We start from the raw sequence: 18,814 nt of genomic DNA on the forward strand, positions 1-18,814 counted from the left end.
CCCGCCTGGCTCCGGCCGATGCTTGATCGGGCAACCGTGATGCGCGGGTTGCGCGTGTCGGAGGTGCCGGAAACGTCGCGAATCGAACGCGCTGGATTTGCCGACAAGCTGCCCCGTTTTGACCGCTTGCTGAGCGGTGCGCATTTGTTCGAGCGGGCCGAGCGCCACTTCCGGCGGACTCGGCGGTTCCTCGAACTGAAGATTCCCGATCCACCGGCGATCATGCACTGGACGTACCCGATCCCTTTACGTCTGGTGGGTTCACGCAACCTCTACACGTTGCATGATCTCGTGCCGCTGAAGCTGCCCTTCGCAACGCTGGATCGCAAGCGCTACTATCATCGGCTGGTGGAGCGATGCGTGCGTGAAGGCGATCACATCGTCACGGTATCTGAGTCGAGCCGCCGGGATATCATCGACCTGCTCGGCGCACGTGAGGATCAGGTCACCAACACCTATCAACATACGCCCATTCCCGATGGCCTCGTCCACGAGACAGTCGGCGTGGAGGCGATCTTCGGCGTCAAACCGCAGGGCTATTTCCTGTTCTTCGGCGCCATCGAACCGAAGAAGAATGTGGCTCGGATGGTCGAGGCCTATCTATCCACCGATACGCCGCATCCGCTGGTGCTCGTCGGTGCTAGCGGCTGGCAGAAGGACGGGGAACTGCGGCTTGTCGATGCCATGGTTCGTCGTGGTGGCAAATCGGGCGCGCGCATCATCCAGCTGGAATATCTGCCGCGGCGGCTGCTGATGCATCTCGCCCGGCATGCTCGCGCGGTTCTGTTTCCATCTCTGTACGAAGGTTTTGGCCTTCCGGTGCTTGAGGCCATGCAGCTTGGCACGCCCGTGGTGACATCAAACCGGGGCTCGCTGCCCGAGGTCGCCGGCGATGCCGCGCTGATCGTGGATCCGTATGATGTGTCGGCGCTCGCGCGAGCCATCGCGCGCGTCGATCGTGACGCGGAAATGCGCGCGTTGCTTTCCCAGGCCGGGCTTCAGCAGGCCTCACGCTTTTCCCTGAGCGAGCATCGGCGCAAGCTCCACGCCCTTTATACCAGCGTGCTGGCGTCGCCGCCGCGTTGATCGCGCGGCTGCCTCGACGTGCTCCGCGCTTTACGCTAGCGACCTCTGACTAATCGGGGCGGGACCATGGCAAGCGTCAGCGAGGAATTGCCGCGACGGCGGGGCGTAATGCGGGAAGGGCTGCGCATCCAGACGCGTGTGATCGGTGCGTTGATGATGCGCGAACTGCACACAAGGTATGGCCGGGAGAATATAGGCTATCTCTGGCTGATCCTGGAGCCGTTGTTCCTGGCGACCGCGGTGGGCCTGATCCATGCGCGGGCGCCCAATCACTTCGGTGGGGACATCAAGCCGGTGCCCGCCGCGCTGATCGGCTATTGCAACTTCATGACGTTCCGCTCGATGTTGAGCCGTGCGGAGGGAGCGCTGGAGAGCAACGTCTCGCTCTTCTATCACCGGACCATCACTCCATTCGACGTCCTGCTGGCTCGAGGCCTTCTGGAACAGGCAGGGACGCTGCTCGCCTTTTGCGTGCTGATGGGACTGGCGGTAGCGACCGGGATTGCCAACCTGCCGGAACGGCCCCTGATCTACGGGCTAGGCGTCCTCGCGATGTTCCTCCTGTCTTGGGGCTTCTCCATGGTGGTGTGCGCCATCACGCACGAGCGTCGCTCGCTGGGGCGGATCATCCATCCGATCATCTATGTGCTGATGCCGCTGTCGGGCGCCTTCTTCACAATGCACGCGCTGCCCAGGCAAGTTCGCGACATTCTTCTCACGATCCCGCTGGCGCATTGCTACGAGATCATGCGGTATGGCTGGTTCAAATCGGCCAAGTCCTTCTATATCGACCTTGCTTATCTGAGCGCTTGGATTTTAGGGCTAATCCTATTGGGCCTACTTTTGCTTTCGGTTGCACGAAAGCGTATTCAGATGCCGTGAGGGGCGAAGCCGGGCAAAGCGCCGCTGGTCGCACGATGAGGGGGAGTTACGCGTGCACGGTTTCATGACGCCGGCCGATGCGGAGGTTAAAGCCGCACCGCCACTGAGCACGCGCGCGCACCGCCTGTGGAAGCGGTATAAGTGGTTCATCCTAGTGGTGGTCGCGCCGACCCTGCTGCTGGCGACCTATCTTTATGCCATGGCGTCGGACCAATATGTGTCTGAAGCGCACTTCATCGTCCGCACACAGGGCGGCAGTGATCCCTCGCCATCAATGGGCGGCATCACCGCAGCGCTTGGTTTTGGCGCGGGTAGCGGCGCGGGCGCGGCCTCGACCGAGGCACAGAGTGTTGCCGACTATCTGACATCCCACGACGTTGTCGCGGCGCTACAGAAGCGGTTGAACCTGGTTGCGCTGTTCCGGCGCCCCGAGGCCGATCTGCTTAGCCGCCTGATGGTGGCGGAGCCGACGCCGGAGTTTCTGCTGCGCTACTATCAGCAGCAGGTCGACGTCTATTTCGATACCGACAATGGCATCACGACGCTGAAGGCGCGCGCGTTCCGGCCGGGCGATGCCTATAATCTGTCGCGTGCGCTGCTCAGCCTGGGCGAGCAGCGCGTCAACGAAATGAACATTCGCGGCTTCTCCGATGCAGTCGCATTGTCGCGCCGGCAGCTGGACGAGGCGGAGCGCGCATTAGGCGACGTGCAGACGCAGCTTACGCGGTTCCGGCAGACCGGGCGGGATGTCGATCCGGCAGGCACGGCGCAGGCGCAGATCGCGCTGGTCTCCCGACTGTCGCAGGAATTGTCCGCGGCAAGGGCGCAGCTTTCCACCACCCAGTCGCTGATCGGCTCGGAAAGTCCGCAGGTACAGGCGCTGAAGCAGCAGATCCGGAGCCTGGAGGGCCAGCTTGCGGCGCAGAACAGTCGTCTCGCCGGCGGCGCCAGCACCATTGCCGAGGGACTGGGCGGCTATGAGCGGCTGCGGATCCAGCAGGAGCTGCTCGCCAAGCGTTACGAGGCGGCGGCCGCCACCTATCAGCAGGCGCGGCAGAATGCTGTGCGCCAGCAATTGTATGTGGCGCGTGTTGTCGAGCCGAACATGCCGGTGAAGTCGCTGTACCCGAAGCGGGCGCTGACCTTGCTGACAGTATTTTGCGCATTGCTTGTCGTTTACGCGATCGGCTGGCTGATCGCGGCGGGCGTGCGCGAGCACGCGGCCTGATCGGGAGAGGCGTTGTGGTCGTGCCATCGGCCGCCCCACTTCTGCTACGGTCTCCCCCCTTCCCGTGGGTAGGGAGGGAGGTTGCTGCCGTGTCATGCTCCGGCCGCTCCCGTCTTGACGATCCCGATCGGCTGTTCGAGGCAATGCGGGAAAGTGGCGTGGGCGGTGCGTTCTGGCTCGGCGCGAACAGGCGAGAGGCCGGAGAGAATGAGCGTGAGCGCGCCATTTTGCGCTGGATCGCGGGAGAGGGCGAGCGCGAGGATCGTCGCGCCGACGCGATCCAGGCAATCGAGGCAGCCAGTTATCGCAATCCGTTCACCGGCGCTCCATGCGACGCGCATGAGGCCGTTCACATCCTTTCGTCGTGGCAATCGACCCTGATCGCCAACCAAAAGATCGTCGCTGCGATTGGCATGAGTGGCTGGAAGCGGGAGGCGATTGGCCGCTTTCTCTGGGATGGCGAGAAGCAACCGCCGTTCTTGTCCGCCGAGCGGGCACTCGCGCTCGCCGAACCAGGGCACGCCGTCGCCTATTGGCCCTCCCGCACACCGGCGCATTTTCCTGCACAGGCAGAGCGGGCAGGCGTGGCGGCGTGGCAGGTTGAGGATGGTTTTCTGCGCTCGGCTGGGTTGGGTGCCGAGTGCCGGCCGCCATTGTCGATCCTGGTCGATCGGCTTGGCGGTATCCACTACGACCCCGACCGAGCGAGCGAACTCGAGCATATTCTCGCCAACGGAGAATTCACCGAGCCGCTGCTGTGCCGGGCAAAGGCATTGCGCGAACAGATCGTTGCGGCGCGCCTGGGCAAATACGGTATCGACGAGGGTGCATCGCCGCCGCCGCTACCGACCGGCAGAAAGATTGTCCTGGCGGTCGGGCAGGTTGCCGATGACCTGGCGGTAACCCGCAACGGGCAATCCGGCATGAGCGATTTCATGCGCCGAGTTCGCCGATGCGAGCCAGACGCTTTCATCATCTATCGGCCGCATCCCGACGTCATGGCCGGTCTGCGCAATGGTACGGTCCCGGGGGCCGAGGATGCCGATCTTGTGCTTGGTAGCGGATCGCTGCTCGCCCTATTGGAGAAGGCCCATGCCGTTCATGTCTTCTCCTCGCTCACCGGATTCGAAGCCTTGCTGCGCGGCGTGGAGGTGACGGTACACGGCATGCCCTTTTATGCCGGCTGGGGTTTGACCCGGGACCTTTGCCCGGTTCCGGCGCGCCGAGGCCGTCCGCTGTCGCTCGACGCGCTGGTTGCCGGCGCCTTGATCCTGGCGCCACGCTACCTTGATCCCGAGACTGAGTTGCCCTGTCCTCCAGAGGTGATCGTAGAACGGCTCGGCCGAACGAGCCGGCGGCCGTACAATGTATTGACCGGCCTTCGACGCGCCTATGGCGCAGCACGCCTGGCGATGCGGCCGGCAGTGAGGAGGCAGGGATGACTGCGCAGGAGCAGCGTCGCTTCCTCTTCCTGCAAGGACCGCATGGTTCGTATTTCGCTCGTCTGGGCGGCGCCCTGTCGGCACTTGGCCACAGCGTGTTTCGGATCAACCTGTGCGGCGGTGATCGGCTGGACTGGCCAAGTGCGGCGGTCGATTACCGCGGTACTCTGCGAAATTGGCCGGTCTTCTTCGATGATTTCATCGTTGATCACGGCATCACGGATGTCGTGCTTTTCGGCGACTGCCGGCCGCATCATTCCAGCGCGCACGGAATGGCGAAAGTCCGAGGCCTCCGGGTCCACGTGCTGGAGGAAGGGTATATCCGCCCCGACTACGTCACGCTGGAAGAGGGCGGCGTGAACGGACACTCCCGAATGTCGCGAGATCCCTTGTGGTTCCGTGCAGAGGCACGGCGATTGCCGCCCGAGCCGGAACATGATCCCGTGCCATCCAGCTTTCGGCGTCGGGCGGAAGAGACGATCAGCCATCTGCTGGCAACGATGCTGCTGACCCCGGCTTACCCATTCTACCGGACGCATCGGCCGCATAATCCTCTGGTCGAAGCGGCGGGTTGGGGGCTGTGGGCGGCCAACAATAAACGTGAGCGCAAGTTGTCACGGCGAACACTGGAGCAGGTGCTGCCGGAATGGGAGGATCATCCGATCTTTCTTGCGCCTTTGCAGCTGAATTCGGACTATCAGCTTCGCGTTCATTCGCCCTTTGGCGACATGCGTGCCGCGCTGCGCTTCATCATCAAGAGCTTTGCACGCGGCGCCCCGTCCGGCAGTCGTCTGCTCGTGAAGCGCCATCCCCTCGATAATGGCCTCGTTCCATGGCGCCGGATTACCCAGAATCTGGCGCGGCATTACGGAGTGGAAGACCGGGTCTTCTACATTTCCGATGGCGATATCGCGATGCTGCTGCCGATCATGGTCGGCGCCGTGATGGTCAACAGCACGGTGGGAACGCTGGCGCTGAACCACGGCGTCCCGGTCGCGGTGCTCGGACACGCCGTCTATGACGTCGATGGCGTGGTTCATCGCGGCGCGCTGGACGATTTCTGGCCTAATCCCCCCCAGCCTGACGCCGATCTTTGGGCGGCCGTGCGCAGGGTGTTCGTTGATCGATCGCTGGTGCACGGCGGCTTCTTGAGCGAAGAAGGTCTGGCCATGCTGGTGGAGAACGCCATCCCGCGTCTGACCGCACCGGAAATGTCGCCGGCGAGCGCCGATAACGTGACCCGGATTGCCCATTGGCGCTGAAACCGTTTCGCGCGCCGGCGCAGATGCTGTTCAGCAAGGGACTGCCCGGCACCGGCCGGCATAGTCGTCGTGCGCGCCGGCCAATCGTATTCGATCTCTCGCGCTTGCTCAGCCGTGCCTATCATCTGACGCCAACCGGCATCGATCGGGTGGAATATGCCTATGCCGTCGAACTGTTGAAACGAGTTCCCGACCGGCTGCGCTTCGCGGCGGTGCATCCGGCGGGCGGCTATTACGGACGGCTCGAAATAGGCGCGGTGAGACAATTTCTCGCTTTCACCCAGGCGCGCTGGCAGACACGGGGCGAGGCACAGGCTGAAGCAGTAAGGGCGCAAGCGATCCGGCACCTATTCGCGCTTCGCCCCCGAGCGGTTCCTGTGCCGTTAGGGCAACGCGTGTACCTCCAGGCCTCGCCGCATCACCTCGAGGACGGCAAGCTCGTGCGCAGTATCCTGCAGACCGAGCGCGCCCGCTTCGTGAACCTGGTTCACGACGTGATCCCGCTTGCCTATCCGGAATTCGCCCGTGCGAATGGCGCTGCGCTCCACGCGCGGCGCATCCGCACGATCGACCGCTTCGCCGACGGGATAGTCGCCAATTCCCAGGCCACACTGGATGAGCTGCAGCCGCATCTGACGCCGCGGGCAGGGCGGCCGACCCGCGTCGCTCATCTGGGCTGTGAGTGGAGCGATCCTGTGCCAATGATCGATGGCGAGGGTAGCGAGCGGCCGTATTTTCTTTGCATCGGCACGATCGAGCCGCGGAAGAACCATCTGCTGTTGCTCAATGTGTGGCGGCGCATGGCGGAGAGCATGGGAGAGGCGGCGCCGCGCCTGATCCTCGTCGGCCGGCGCGGGTGGGAAAATGAGAACGTCATCGACTTGCTGGAGCGATCGGTGGCGCTGCGCGGCCATGTCGTGGAGCAGCCGGACGTAGATGATCGACAGCTCACGCGATTGCTTGGCGGCGCACGGGCGGTGCTGTTGCCTTCCTTCGCGGAGGGTTACGGGATGCCGGTAGCGGAGGCGCTTGCTGCCGGTGTCCCGGTGATTTGCAGCGACATCAGTGCGTTGCGCGAGGCGGGCGGCGACATGCCCGACTATCTCGATCCACTCGACGGTATCGGCTGGCTTCGGACGATCCTGGATTATGCGAGCCCAGTGTCTGCGCTGCGAGCCGCGCAATGTGAACGGATGCGCGGGTGGTCGCCCATGAGTTGGGCCCGTCATATGGACATCGTGCTCGATGTGGTCGAGGCGGTCGCCGATCAGCGGCGGTAGTCCGCTAGCGGATCACGTCCGCGTCAGAAGCAGCATCTGATCGATCACGGGAGATGCGTTCAGGACCTGATCGCGGGTGCGATCCTGTATCCCGCCGACCAGATCAACCTCGGCAAGATTGAAACCATAGGCCAGGATTTCGTCGAGGAAGCTGGCAGGATCGGCGTATCGAACGCCGGCAAACTCCAGCAGGATCGTCAGCGGTCGCTGCTGCTGCAGAATGCCTTCAAGACCTTTCCAGATGGCCTGCTCGGCCCCCTCCGCGTCGATCTTGATGAAATCTGCCTCAGATGCGCCGGCGATCCGATCGGCGCGTTGCAGGGGAACTTCCACCATTCCGGGGCCGGCGACGCCTTGCACGACATGGGCGTTCTTCGGTTCGTTCCGGGGCACGTCGAGTATGGCCGAGCCGCCTTGGTCTCCCAACGCAACTTCATAGACGCTGGTGCGTCCGTCGAAGCCGTTGACCGCAACCGAGCGACGCAGCAGTTCCGCGATGGGCGGGTTGGGCTCAAAGGAAAGAACCTTTCCCTCCGGCCCGACGAGATCCGCCAGAAGAAGCGAAAAGTACCCGCAATGGGCACCGACATCCATGGCGGTCATGCCGGGCTTGATCAGGCCGACGATCGCCTCCGTGTTCCACATCTCCCAATAGCCATCCAGCATGAGGTGGCTGGCGACGCCGATGTCCTTGGTGTCGACGAACATCTTGTAACGGCCGAGCACGCGGCAGATCGCGGTATGATCCCCGAGATAGGCCGTTTGGCACAGCCCGCGGATGACGGCCTCATGCCGCCAGCGATCGCCGGACCTGAGCGCCCATATGTCAAAAATCGCGCCCTGTGCCTCGCCCTGGCGGCGAATGTCCGCGGGGGTTGCTTGATGATCCAGGAAGCGCATTGTTCATCCTTAGCCCGCAGGCACCCGTTCGGAAACCTAGCGTGTCGCGCCCGGCGTTACGCGATCGTCGCCTCGGTCGAGGCGCGAACGACGATGCCAAACGGGCCGGGTGCCCGTTCTAGATCGGCATGACGAACCTGAGCCGCAATATGGCCTTGGGCGGCAAGCTCCAAAACGATCCGGTTCAGACCATGCCTGTCCAGGTTCGGGCCGGTAGTGGCAAGCAGGATGACCAGGCCGCCCGGCCGAACGCGTCCGAGCAGATCATCGATCATCTTTGCTGCTCGTCCGGCGTCGGCCGATCCGAACAGATCACTGCGCGTATAGATGAAATCGAAGCCAATTCCTTCTCCCGGCGTGCTGAAATGCGCTGAACATGCAGCATCCATGGTTCCACCCGGTGCGACAAAGATGGATTGAACATTGCATCCCGCCTCGGTGGCGATCCGAGCGATGGGCTCCGCACCGGCGGACAGCGCCAGCCCCCGCGCACCGGCCTCCAGCCGGCCATATTGCTCCAAAACACGGAGAATATAGGCCGCTTCCCAGGTTTCGACCGGCGATGCGCCGGCCGGTAGCTGCGCGCCGAGGCGGGCGAAGTCCGGTTCGTGGATCTGATCCGTTGTGAACCCTTGGGACACTGGCCAAGCGAGTTGCGGCGAATCGCTGCTCACCATCGCACCTGCCCGGCGGGCCTTGAGGCGGCCGAAGAGGCTGCGCGTGCGGGCAGGATCCTCAAGCTCGGCGACGCGCCCCGAGACCGTTATGCTGAGCCCGCGCGCCTGCGCCTCGCACTCGCCAAAGACATAGCCGGTCACCGCATAGGTTGCGCCCGGCACGGCCTCGAACGGCAGCTTGATGCTTCGCGGTGCGGCCGCCAACGAGGGCAGGAGCGCGGTAAGCTTTCCGCGCTCCGTGACCAGCGGCTGCCCGTCCGGCAGGTGCTGGAAGATGCGCACCGCGATCATCCCGACACTGGCGACCAGATCGTCAAACGCGATTTCCGCAAGCGCGGGGCCCGCCGGAACCGCGACATAAGCGCTGTGAAAGACGTAATTGGTGTCCGTGCTTCGCTCAGGTCCGCCAAGCGAGCGGATGCGGCTCCGCTGAGCCGGCCAGTAGCCAAAGGGATCAAGCGTTTGGACGGTCATTCGCAAACCCTAGGCGAGTGTGCGCGCGCGTGGCAATCGTGCGAGCCGCCTTGTCACCCGGCAACGAAGACGCCATTCACGATCCATGCGGGGGCGATCATGACACGCAGGATGCGGCGAGATCCTCGGGCAGGTCAGCGGCCCGTCGTGCCACCGTTGGAGCCACTCCAGAGCGGGCCAAACGAAGCGATGGCGCTGCGCGATGTCGAAGCGCCGCGCCATGCTCGACCGACGCTGACAGAGGAACAGCTCCGCCCGACGGAACGCTGGAGGAAAATTCGGGCGCTGGCCGAAGCCTTTGCCCATGAACGCGGGACTGGTGAAGTCATCGCCGCTGGGCTTGCCTATCCGCTGGATGCGTATGATCAGTTCCGCCGTGACGTGGCGATACGTCCGCCGCCGGCCCCGGCGCAGCCATCTCCGCCGATCAGGGTGCTGGTGGACGCCAGGCGGGCGGCGCCGTTCCTTCTGCGGGCAACCCTGCGGAGCCTGCAGGATCAGTCGATCAGTGACTGGTCCGCCACTGTGCTTGCCTCCGAGGAGCTGCGCGTCGCGCCCGTCGCTTCGTTCGCCCAGACCGACGAGCGCGTTGCGTTCGCGCCTTGGGACTTGGAACAGGATGCGGGCGAGGGGATCGCGATCCTGCTGGACGCGGGCACGGTGCTGGATCCCGAAACGCTTGCGTGGCTGTCCTTTGTCTTGCTTCGGACCGGTGCCGGAGCAGCCTATGCCGACCATGACCTCGGCGTGGCAGATCCGGCCTTTCGCATATTGCGCGCCGATCCGGTCTTGTACGGCACTTTCGACGAGGCGCTGATTGCCGCGGGTCCTGCGCCGGCAGTGATTGCCGTGTCCGGCGCCATTGAGAAGATCAACGAGAATGGAGTGCGCGATCGGCGGGCGATGCTGATCGATGCAGGTCGGCGGGGCAGCGTGGCACATGTGCCGCGACTGCTGGCCACGCAGCTCAGCCTGCCACTTGTCGCCAGAACCGGGCGAGCAGAGCCGGATGATGCAAAACCAGGTCGCCTGGCACCGCTGGTCCTACCCGAGCCCCTGTCGATCCCGTCTGTGCCGCGAGACGATCGGATCGCGGTGGTGATCCCCACGCGAGACGGGGCCGGCCTGCTATCGCGAGCGATCGCGGCGCTCCGTGCGACGGCGCGGCAGCCCGAGCGGCTGGACATTGTGGTGGTCGATAATCGAAGCATCGCCGCCGATACCGCTACTCTATTCCGCCGACTGGAGAAGGAACGCACAGCACGGATTGTGCCGTTCGACGCGCCGTTCAACTGGTCGCTGGCATCGAACCTGGGCGCTGCTTCAAGCGATGCGCCGTTGATCGTCTTCGCCAACAATGATGTGGAGATGCTCTCGCCAGGTTGGGACGATGCGGTCGCTGACGCTTTGAGCGCGGCTCAGGTCGGCGCGGTCGGCGCACGGCTGCTTTATCCCGACCGAACGATCCAGCACGCCGGCATCGCCTTCGGCTTCGGGCCTGGTGGCGCGGAGCATGAGGGGCGCGGCATCCCGGCCGTGGATCCTGGCCCCGGTCGGCGCTACGCCATCAGACATGCGGTGTCAGCGCTGACGGGCGCATTTCTGGCGGTGAGGCGGGGAGATTTTCACCGGGTCAACGGGTTCGATGCAGGGCGGCTGATGATCGCGCATAGCGACGTTGATTTCTGCCTGCGCCTCCGCGAACTCGGCCGAACCATCCTTTACTGCCCTGAGATCGAGGCGATCCATCACGAAGGCGCCACGCGGGGACGAAACCAGACAAAGGTGGCGATTGCCTGGGACGAAGGCGAGCGCATGGATCTGCTTGAGCGCTGGGGAGCAGCGTTGGCCGAAGATCCCGGCATCAGCCCGTATTGGCAGCGCGGTGAACGGCCGTTTGATCTGCTTCGGGAGCCGACGACGCGGGAAATCCTGGCGCAGATCGACCGGAGCGCCAGCGATTACCCATGGATGCCAAGTCGGTCTGACCCATCATGAACAAGTCTGACCGTGCGGCCGTGGGCACATGGCTTAACACCGTGTCTTATATCGATTAGCCGCTAAAGCGGGGCAGGCGTCGCAAACGGGGGTAAGATGGTCCGGAGCTTTTTCGCGCGAGCGGCAGCGACGCTTGGGCTTCCGGGCGGCTACTCAGCGTCAAGCGGCAGGTACCGCCTTCTTGGCGACAGAGCACGCGACGCTGGCGACTGGGCGGGCGCGGCGGAGCAATATCGAACGTACCTGCAAACCGACCCCTCATCCTTCGCGATCTGGGTTCAGTTGGGCCATGCATTGAAGGAGTCTGGCGACCCGGAAGGAGCCGAGGACGCGTACCTTCATGCAGCGAAGCTCGACCCGGAGGATTCTGATCTCGCCCTGAACCTGGGTCATCTGATGAAGTTCATGCGTCGGCGGTCGGAGGCGGAGCGCTATTATGCACGCAGCTTTGACATCGACGGCAACCTTGCTGCTCGTGCTGAACTGGAATCGCTGGGAAAGGTCCCCGAGCGTGATCTCTCGGCGCGACGGGTGCGAAGCGACCGACAATTGGTCGGCAGCGTGGATAGGGTGGATGGTCGGGTCGTGCGAGGCTGGGCGGTTGAACCCGACCCATCGAAGGGGCCTGCTGAAATCGAGATCGTGATCGCGGACGGACGGATCATCGGCTCAGGCACGGCAACGCAGTTGCGCCCGGACGTCGTCAAGGCCGGCTATACCAAGGCTCCGACCGGGTTCACGCTGTTCGTCGATGCGGAGGATCTTGCGGGTGAGACGGTGCGGGCTGATGTCCGGCTGCGGTCCACTGGAGACGTTCTCGATGGATCGCCACTGACGATAGCCATACCGAGTTCAGCGGATGCGGAGGCAGCGCGGCGGGTTACAGCGGCGCGCCACATGTTCGCCAAGCCGCTCGCAAAGGTTGGCGGTGAGCACGCCATTTTCGTGGCTTATGCTGACACAGGAGTGCTTCAGCCATTCGTCAGGAACTTCCTGCGGCTGCTGACTGAAGAAGGCATTTCGGTGTCCCTGGTCGTAAACGCGGACCGACCAGTGATGCTTGACGATGAACTGCTGGATATCGTTTCCAGTGCCGTCGTCCGCGAGAACAAGGGGTACGACTTCGGTGCCTGGGCACATATGTTGCGCCTGGAGCCTTGGCTTTATTCGGCCGACTGCCTCTATGTCATAAACGACAGCATCTTCGGCCCAAGCAGCTCGGCCGCCTTCTCTGAGCTGATCAGCCGAATCCGGAAGAACGATGCGGATCTTGTCGGCCTAACCGAATCACTTGAGCGTGGCTGGCATCTGCAAAGTTACTTCTTTCGCGTCAGCGCGGATCTGCTTGCCTCCTACGCCTTTCACTTGTTCGTCAATTCAGTTCAGGTGATTACGGACAAGGACGCCATCATCAACAGATATGAAGTGCCTTTGACGGAGCGCGTCTGCGAAGCCGGTTTCACGGCGGACAGCATCTTCAAGGTCGATGAGGCGCGCAACCCGACGTTGTTCGCGTGGAAACGTCTCCTCACGGCGGGCTTTCCGTTCGTGAAGACGTCGCTCCTTCGGAATAGCTTTGGCTATGTCAGCACCAAAGGACTGGACAGGGAATTGAGCCGCGCTGGGTTCGACCCGGACCTGCGCGATGCCACGCGCGACTATTTCACGAGCGAGCCTCTTCCCGCATCAGGGTATCCGCTGCTTGCCCGTCCGCTGCCCAGCAACGCTGCGGAAGGGTTGCCGGCCAAGCCCTATAAGGTTGCCTTTTACGGCCCGTGGAACTTCGACAACGGCTTGGGGGCTGCCAGCCGGGGCATTATTGCCGCCATCAGAAAGGCCGGCGTGCGACTGAACCTGCATCCGATCCGCAAGCCCTTCCACGTTCACAAGCCGCTCGTTCCGCCGCACGATGTCACTGACTTCGACGGGGCTGCCGATGTCGCAATCGTTCATCTGAACCCCGATTCCTGGCACCTGCTGACCGAGGATCAACGAGCGCAGATCAGTCAGGCGCGCCGACGCATCGGCTATTGGGTGTGGGAAATGGAGCAGCTGCCGCCCGGTTGGCAGCGCGAGTTTGCATCCGTTGACCGAATCTGGGCGCCGAGCAGCTATAACGCGGACGTGTTTGCGGCCGAGGGGCGAGCCCCTGTGGACGTCATCCCGCATGTGGTACCGGTCGCCAACGATCTGCTTGGCAGCGGATCCTCGATCCGCGAGGCGCTGGATCTTCCTGGCGATCGCCGCATGATCCTCTACATCTTCGACGGCGCCAGCTATCTTGTGCGTAAGAATCCCGCAGCGTTGATCCACGCATTTGCAGCCTCCGGACTGGCCCAGCGGGGCTGGACTCTGGTTCTTAAAACCAAGCACCTTCTGGATCGTCCGGGAGAGGGCAGGGCTCTCGCCTTGCTTGCCGAGGAGACCGAGGGCGTTCTGCTGCTCAATCGCTCGCTGAGCAGCCACGAAGTGTCGGACCTTGTGTCGTCGTGCGACATCTACGCCTCTCCCCATTGCTCGGAAGGGTTCGGCCTTACCGTTGCCGAGGCGATGGCGGCCGGTCGCGTGGTACTGGCCACCGATTACGGCGGGACCCGTCAGTTCCTCGACCATAGTTGTGGTTTTCCGGTGGCGGCACAGCCGTGGACGCTGGAGGAAGACTTCGGTCATTACTTCCGCGGCGGAACATGGGCTCGCATCGATCAAGCCGCGCTGGCGGAGGCGCTTGTCGCCGCTGCCGAACGGGTCGAGGCGGGTGATGAGACGATTGGCGCGGCCGCCCGCGCCCGAGTGGCTGAAAAGCTATCAATCGAGGCGGTCGGCTCGGCCATCGCTGCAAGCCTTGATGCGCTGTTCTCTGATCGGGAGAGGGTGCGGCATATTGTTCCAAGGATAGAGGACGGCGGAATGGGCATTCCGTTATCCAGCGCCGGTACAATCATCGACCGGCAATCCGTGGCCTTGAAGGTGCTGCCGCTCGCAGCGGGATCGCTCGTGCCGACGCGCACGGGTCTTGTCGACGTCGCGAACGAACCGGAAGACTGGCTGCTGATCGCTCCGGAAGACGCACGTATCCACCCGATGACGGCGACCATTCTGGCTCGATGCGCGGCCGCCCGCCCGGACGTAGCGCTCTTTTACGCAGACGATGTCGCATTTGGTGAAGACACGTTGCTGCAACAGGTGCGCTTGAAGCCGCAGTTCGATCGGACGCTGCTGGCAGCGCAGGATTATGTCGGAGCGCCGCTGTTCGTCCGCGGATCTGCTTTGCACGAGGCTGGCGGTTTGCGGCCGGAGTTGGGTGATGCGGCATTGTTTGATCTCGTGCTGCGGTGCGCGGAACGGGGCTTTTCGATCGGCGGCATTCCCGAAGTGATGCTGGTTCAAAGCGGCCGTCGCATCCTTGCGCCCGTGGACGACCGCTGTGCCCTGCTCCAGCGTTCGCCACTTTATGCGGGCTATGAAGTTTCGGAGGGGCAGGCGGCAGGTGCCCTGCAACTCTCCGCTCGGTTCGGTGCGGAGCTGCCTCATGTAACGTTGTGCATTCCCACTCGCCGTACGTCGGTGGCCAGTGACGAGGGCACCTACATCGAACGGTTGCTGCGCAGTCTCGCGCAAGTCGACTGGCCGGCGGACCGCTTGACTGTGCTGGTCGGGGACGATGTCGCGGGCACGCCGATCTGGGCTGACGCCGATTGGCCCTTCCGCTTGCGAAGGATCGAGACCGGGCGAGCAGCGGGCGAGCCCTTCAACTTTGCAGCCAAGATGAACCTGCTATGGCAGTCTGCGGAGAGCGAGCTGATCGTTCTACTGAACGACGATGTCGTCGCGCTTGATCAAGAGTGGCTACGTGCTCTCATTGGCTTCGCGGCGGATCGCGATGTCGGTGCGGTGGGGCCGCGCCTGTTGTACGACGACGGAACGATCCAGCACGCCGGCATCTACGGTGGCATCCACGGGACATGCGTCCATGCGTGGCTCGGCGCTAAGGCTGGAGAGCCGACCTATCAGAATTGGGCCATCACTCAGCGCGAAGTGTCCGTCGTCACGGGTGCTGTCCTGGCGACCCGCCGGAGCGTTCTTGAGCTGGTTGGCGGCTTTGACGAGCGGTTCAGCCTGGAGTTCAACGACGTCGATCTATGTTTGAAGATTCGGCAGCAGGGCTTTCGTATCATCTACAATCCTGTCGCCGAACTCATTCATTCCGAAAAGAAATCCCGTGGCGAGATCGCACCCCCCGGAGATCAGCTGGCGCTATTTCTAGCGCGGTGGGGCGACTGGCTGACAGACGATCCGGCTTTGCCGCCCCGAATGCGCCGCGACATGCTCGACCTGACGCCAGCGGTGGACGGCGGTGACTGGTTCGTCTGATCGCGAAGACTGCGACGATCCGTAACCTGTTGATCACGCAGCTTTTCGCACTTTGGGGCGTCGCGGAGGCCCGTTGGCAGGAGACAATCTTACCGTGCGGTTTCTGTGCGTGCCGTTTGATCGCTCCTGAAGCGATGATGCGAGCGCAATGCTAACTGAACTGACAGGTGGAACGATATCCGCCTGTCACCTCACTTGGCACGGCGCGCGAGAAACAGAATGCTGCTCATTGTAGCGACGGCGCCAATGCTCGCCGCAGCGAACAGAACGGTATTAGCTGCTTCCATAACCCTCTCCTGAAAACGCCGGCTTGCCGGTCCTTATTGTCACGAGACTGACGGACACCGATCTCTTGTGCAAGAGCTGAATGCGAAGCCATCGAGGAAGGAGGCGTAAACGCTGCTGCTGAACATGGCGCGCCCGGCAGGAATCGAACCTGCGGCCCCAAGCTTAGAAGGCTCGTGCTCTATCCAACTGAGCTACGGGCGCGCACCGGCGTCTGTTAGCGTGGATTGCGGGAGAGTGAAACCATCGGCATGATCCTCGCATGACCGAGGGGGCAAGACCGTACCGAGTTTCGGCGACCAAGTTGCATGGGCAGAGCCTGAGATACTACGATTTCGTCATGGCGGCGTTTGTTGCCGTGCTGTTGCTCTCCAATGTGCTCGGCGCGGGGAAGGTAGCCCAGATCTGGTTGCCGGGCGTTGGCTTCTGGCCGTTCGGCGCGGGGATCCTGTTTTTCCCCGTCAGCTACGTCATCGGCGATGTATTGACGGAAGTGTACGGCTACGCGCGCGCGCGACGCGTGATCTGGGCTGGCTTCGCCGCCACGGTGTTCATGGCGCTGATGGCCTGGGTGGTGGTGGCTCTGCCACCGGCGCCGGACTGGACCAACCAAGCCTCCTATGAGGCTGTGTTCGGCCAAGTGCCCAGGATAGTTTTTGCGAGCATGTGCGCCTTTTGGGCGGGCGAGTTCGTAAATTCCTATGTTCTTGCCAGGCTGAAGGTCGCGACGGGAGGGCGACATCTTTGGATGCGCACGATCGGTTCAACGATCGCGGGGCAAGGGATCGACAGCCTGATCTTCTATCCGCTCGCCTTTCTTGGCGCGGAGGGCTGGACTACCGGGCTCGTTCTTACCGTGATGTTCACACAGTGGGTTCTGAAAGTGTCGTGGGAGGTGCTGCTGACCCCGTTCACCTATGTCGTGGTTGGGTGGTTGAAGCGGGCGGAGGGCATGGATGTGTTTGACGAGGAGACGGACTTCAATCCCTTCGGCACCCGCGTCTGAGGCGGTTCGCCGAGAGGGCCGAGTCAAATGCAATAACTGACGTATCGCTGCCGATGGAGGGATCGGTTGCGATCCTCGCGCGAAGAACTGCCGGGCTCGCGATCAGTTGACGAGATCCAGCAACCCTTCAAACAATCGCCGCCCTTCCACGCCACCATGAGCGGCCTCGATCCGACGTTCCGGGTGCGGCATCATGCCAAGAACATTGCCGGCATCATTCAAAATGCCAGCGATGCCGCGGGCAGAGCCGTTCACGTCCTCGGCATAGCGGAAGGCGACGCGGCCTTCGCCTTCGAGGCGATCGAGCGTTTCCTGATCGGCGACATAATTGCCGTCGTGATGCGCAACCGGGATCTTGATCGTCTCTCCGGCCGAATAGCGGCTAGTGAACGCGCTCTGCGCATTCTCTACGGTCAGGGCGACATCGCGACAGACGAAATTGAGACCCGCATTGCGCATGAGTGCGCCGGGCAGCAGACCCGATTCAGTCAGGATCTGAAATCCGTTGCAGACGCCCAGTACGGACACGCCAGCGGCCGCCTTTTCGGACACCGCGCGCATGATCGGAGAGCGCGCCGCCATGGCGCCGGAACGAAGATAATCACCGTAGGAAAAGCCGCCCGGCACGGCGATCAGGCCGATGCCGTCTGGCAGCTCGGTGTCGCCATGCCACACCATCGCTGGCTTCGTGCCAGTGACTTCCTCCAGCGCCGCGGCGAGATCGCGGTCGCAGTTGGAGCCGGGGAAGACGACAACCGCCGTCTTCATGCGCGCTCGACCCGATAGTTCTCGATCACCGTGTTCGCCAGCAACTGGCGGCACATGGCATCGATCTGCGCGTCGTCGATCGACTCGGCGACTTCCAGCTCGATCAGCTTCCCGACACGAGCCCCTTCGACCCCGTTGAAGCCGAGGCCGGAGAGAGCGTGCTCGATGGCCTTCCCCTGGGGATCAAGGACACCGGGCTTTAGCGTGACGTAGATGCGCAGCTTCATGGTGGTGCCCGCTATTCGAACCGCCCGCGGATCGCAACCTCCTCGCAGGTCGAGGAGGGGCGTCGCGGGCGATGTGGCTGTCATTTCCCGCGACGTTCGCGATGCTCGGCCATGTCGAGGATGGCCGTTTCGCCACCTTCGGGCAGAAGCCCGAGGCGACGGGCAACCTCTTGATAAGCCTCTACCTCGCCGCCCAAGTCGCGGCGGAAGCGATCCTTGTCGAGCTTCTCGTTGGTGGTCATGTCCCACAGTCGGCAGCCATCAGGGCTGATTTCGTCGGCGAGGATGATCCGGCCGTAATCATTGTCCCAGATGCGCCCGAACTCGAGCTTGAAGTCCACCAGACGGATGCCGATGCCGGCGAACAGGCCCGACAGGAAGTCGTTCACCCGGATCGCCAGGTCGGCGATGTCGTGCATCTCGTCCTGGCTGGCCCATCCGAAGGCGGCGATATGTTCGTCCGAGATCATCGGATCGCCCAGCGCATCGTCCTTGTAGCAATATTCAAGGATCGTGCGGGGCAGCTGGGTGCCTTCTTCGATGCCGAGGCGCTTGCTGAGCGAGCCGGCCGCGACATTGCGCACGATCACCTCGATCGGCACGATTTCCACCTGCCGGATCAACTGCTCGCGCATGTTGAGGCGGCGGATGAAGTGGGTCGGCACGCCGATATTGCCCAGGAGCGTGAAGATATGCTCCGAAATGCGGTTGTTCAGGACGCCCTTGCCGTTGATCGTGCCCTTCTTCTGAGCGTTGAAGGCAGTCGCGTCGTCCTTGAAATACTGGATCAAGGTGCCGGGCTCGGGCCCCTCGTACAGGATCTTGGCCTTGCCTTCGTAGATTTGCCGGCGCCGCGCCATCGCATCACCCCTGAAATGGACAGCCCCGGCGACGCGACGGATCGGCGCGGCCGGGGCGGGAATCGCCC

14 protein-coding genes and 1 tRNA gene are annotated in these 18,814 nt (G+C 63.2%); 9 read left to right on the forward strand and 6 right to left on the reverse strand.

Annotation, left to right across the window (positions count from 1 at the left end; genetic code table 11):
• The 6 genes from AX702_RS09260 to AX702_RS09285 form a co-directional block, all read left to right on the forward strand.
• Positions 1–1,086, forward strand: a 1,086-nt coding sequence (locus AX702_RS09260; protein ID WP_066778724.1) for a glycosyltransferase family 4 protein, incomplete at its 5' end; no start/stop codon positions are given.
• 108 nt (positions 1,087–1,194) lie between these two features.
• On the forward strand, positions 1,195–1,968 hold the full coding sequence (locus AX702_RS09265; RefSeq protein ID WP_066778725.1) for an ABC transporter permease: 774 nt from the start codon (positions 1,195–1,197) through the stop codon (positions 1,966–1,968).
• A 52-nt stretch (positions 1,969–2,020) separates the two neighbouring features.
• Complete coding sequence (locus AX702_RS09270; RefSeq protein ID WP_066778726.1) at positions 2,021–3,196, forward strand: lipopolysaccharide biosynthesis protein; 1,176 nt, start codon at positions 2,021–2,023, stop codon at positions 3,194–3,196.
• 89 nt (positions 3,197–3,285) lie between these two features.
• On the forward strand, positions 3,286–4,638 hold the full coding sequence (locus tag AX702_RS09275) for a capsular polysaccharide export protein, LipB/KpsS family (RefSeq protein ID WP_231731800.1): 1,353 nt from the start codon (positions 3,286–3,288) through the stop codon (positions 4,636–4,638).
• Entirely contained in the window at positions 4,635–5,900 is a 1,266-nt protein-coding gene (locus tag AX702_RS09280; protein WP_066778730.1) for a capsule biosynthesis protein, read from the forward strand. Before AX702_RS09275 ends, AX702_RS09280 begins: the two co-directional genes overlap by 4 nt.
• On the forward strand, positions 5,891–7,180 hold the full coding sequence (locus AX702_RS09285; RefSeq protein WP_066778731.1) for a glycosyltransferase family 4 protein: 1,290 nt from the start codon (positions 5,891–5,893) through the stop codon (positions 7,178–7,180). Before AX702_RS09280 ends, AX702_RS09285 begins: the two co-directional genes overlap by 10 nt.
• A gap of 12 nt (positions 7,181–7,192) precedes the next feature.
• Here AX702_RS09285 and AX702_RS09290 read toward each other — a convergent pair whose 3' ends face one another.
• Positions 7,193–8,080 (reverse strand): FkbM family methyltransferase, encoded by an 888-nt coding sequence (locus AX702_RS09290; protein ID WP_082746163.1) that lies wholly within the window; start codon positions 8,078–8,080, stop codon positions 7,193–7,195.
• Positions 8,081–8,136: 56 nt separating this feature from the next.
• Entirely contained in the window at positions 8,137–9,231 is a 1,095-nt protein-coding gene (locus AX702_RS09295; RefSeq protein WP_066778732.1) for a hypothetical protein, read from the reverse strand.
• 189 nt (positions 9,232–9,420) lie between these two features.
• Between AX702_RS09295 and AX702_RS09300 the strand changes: the two genes are divergently transcribed.
• Together AX702_RS09300 and AX702_RS09305 are read left to right on the forward strand one after the other, a co-directional pair.
• Positions 9,421–11,229 carry a glycosyltransferase gene (locus AX702_RS09300; protein WP_066778733.1) on the forward strand — a complete coding sequence of 603 codons (1,809 nt, stop codon included), beginning with the start codon at positions 9,421–9,423 and terminating at the stop codon, positions 11,227–11,229.
• Positions 11,230–11,325: 96 nt separating this feature from the next.
• A complete protein-coding gene (locus AX702_RS09305; RefSeq protein WP_082746165.1) occupies positions 11,326–15,600 on the forward strand; it encodes a rhamnan synthesis F family protein in 4,275 nt (1,424 codons plus the stop codon).
• A 412-nt stretch (positions 15,601–16,012) separates the two neighbouring features.
• On the opposite strand, the gene AX702_RS09310 is transcribed toward AX702_RS09305, so the two are convergent.
• Positions 16,013–16,089, reverse strand: a tRNA-Arg gene (locus AX702_RS09310).
• A gap of 58 nt (positions 16,090–16,147) precedes the next feature.
• On the opposite strand from AX702_RS09310, the gene AX702_RS09315 reads away from it, so the two are divergent.
• Positions 16,148–16,891, forward strand: a complete 744-nt coding sequence (locus tag AX702_RS09315; protein ID WP_066778735.1) for a queuosine precursor transporter — start codon at positions 16,148–16,150, stop codon at positions 16,889–16,891.
• A 102-nt stretch (positions 16,892–16,993) separates the two neighbouring features.
• Here the strand turns inward: AX702_RS09315 and purQ are convergent, their stop codons facing one another.
• The 3 genes from purQ to purC all read right to left on the reverse strand — a co-directional run bounded on the left by purQ (position 16,994) and on the right by purC (position 18,746).
• Entirely contained in the window at positions 16,994–17,659 is a 666-nt protein-coding gene (purQ, locus tag AX702_RS09320; protein ID WP_066778737.1) for a phosphoribosylformylglycinamidine synthase subunit PurQ, read from the reverse strand.
• Positions 17,656–17,886, reverse strand: a complete 231-nt coding sequence (gene purS, locus AX702_RS09325; protein WP_066778738.1) for a phosphoribosylformylglycinamidine synthase subunit PurS — start codon at positions 17,884–17,886, stop codon at positions 17,656–17,658. The genes purQ and purS overlap by 4 nt, the downstream gene beginning before the upstream one ends.
• An 80-nt stretch (positions 17,887–17,966) precedes the next feature.
• Entirely contained in the window at positions 17,967–18,746 is a 780-nt protein-coding gene (purC, locus tag AX702_RS09330; protein ID WP_066778739.1) for a phosphoribosylaminoimidazolesuccinocarboxamide synthase, read from the reverse strand.
• Positions 18,747–18,814: the final 68 nt, after the last annotated feature.

The organism is Sphingomonas sp. CCH5-D11 (genome assembly GCF_001557395.1).
In the GTDB taxonomy this organism is placed as follows: domain Bacteria; phylum Pseudomonadota; class Alphaproteobacteria; order Sphingomonadales; family Sphingomonadaceae; genus Sphingomonas.

What these genes read in the sequence shown, in the direction of transcription:
- AX702_RS09265 (WP_066778725.1), top strand. Translation starts at nt 1,195, where the DNA reads ATGCGGGAAGGGCTGCGCATCCAGACGCGTGTGATCGGTGCGTTGATG.
- AX702_RS09280 (WP_066778730.1), top strand. Translation starts at nt 4,635, where the DNA reads ATGACTGCGCAGGAGCAGCGTCGCTTCCTCTTCCTGCAAGGACCGCAT.
- AX702_RS09290 (WP_082746163.1), bottom strand. Translation starts at nt 8,080, where the DNA reads ATGCGCTTCCTGGATCATCAAGCAACCCCCGCGGACATTCGCCGCCAG.
- AX702_RS09295 (WP_066778732.1), bottom strand. Translation starts at nt 9,231, where the DNA reads ATGACCGTCCAAACGCTTGATCCCTTTGGCTACTGGCCGGCTCAGCGG.
- AX702_RS09300 (WP_066778733.1), top strand. Translation starts at nt 9,421, where the DNA reads ATGGCGCTGCGCGATGTCGAAGCGCCGCGCCATGCTCGACCGACGCTG.
- AX702_RS09305 (WP_082746165.1), top strand. Translation starts at nt 11,326, where the DNA reads ATGGTCCGGAGCTTTTTCGCGCGAGCGGCAGCGACGCTTGGGCTTCCG.
- AX702_RS09315 (WP_066778735.1), top strand. Translation starts at nt 16,148, where the DNA reads ATGACCGAGGGGGCAAGACCGTACCGAGTTTCGGCGACCAAGTTGCAT.
- purQ (WP_066778737.1), bottom strand. Translation starts at nt 17,659, where the DNA reads ATGAAGACGGCGGTTGTCGTCTTCCCCGGCTCCAACTGCGACCGCGAT.
- purS (WP_066778738.1), bottom strand. Translation starts at nt 17,886, where the DNA reads ATGAAGCTGCGCATCTACGTCACGCTAAAGCCCGGTGTCCTTGATCCC.
- purC (WP_066778739.1), bottom strand. Translation starts at nt 18,746, where the DNA reads ATGGCGCGGCGCCGGCAAATCTACGAAGGCAAGGCCAAGATCCTGTAC.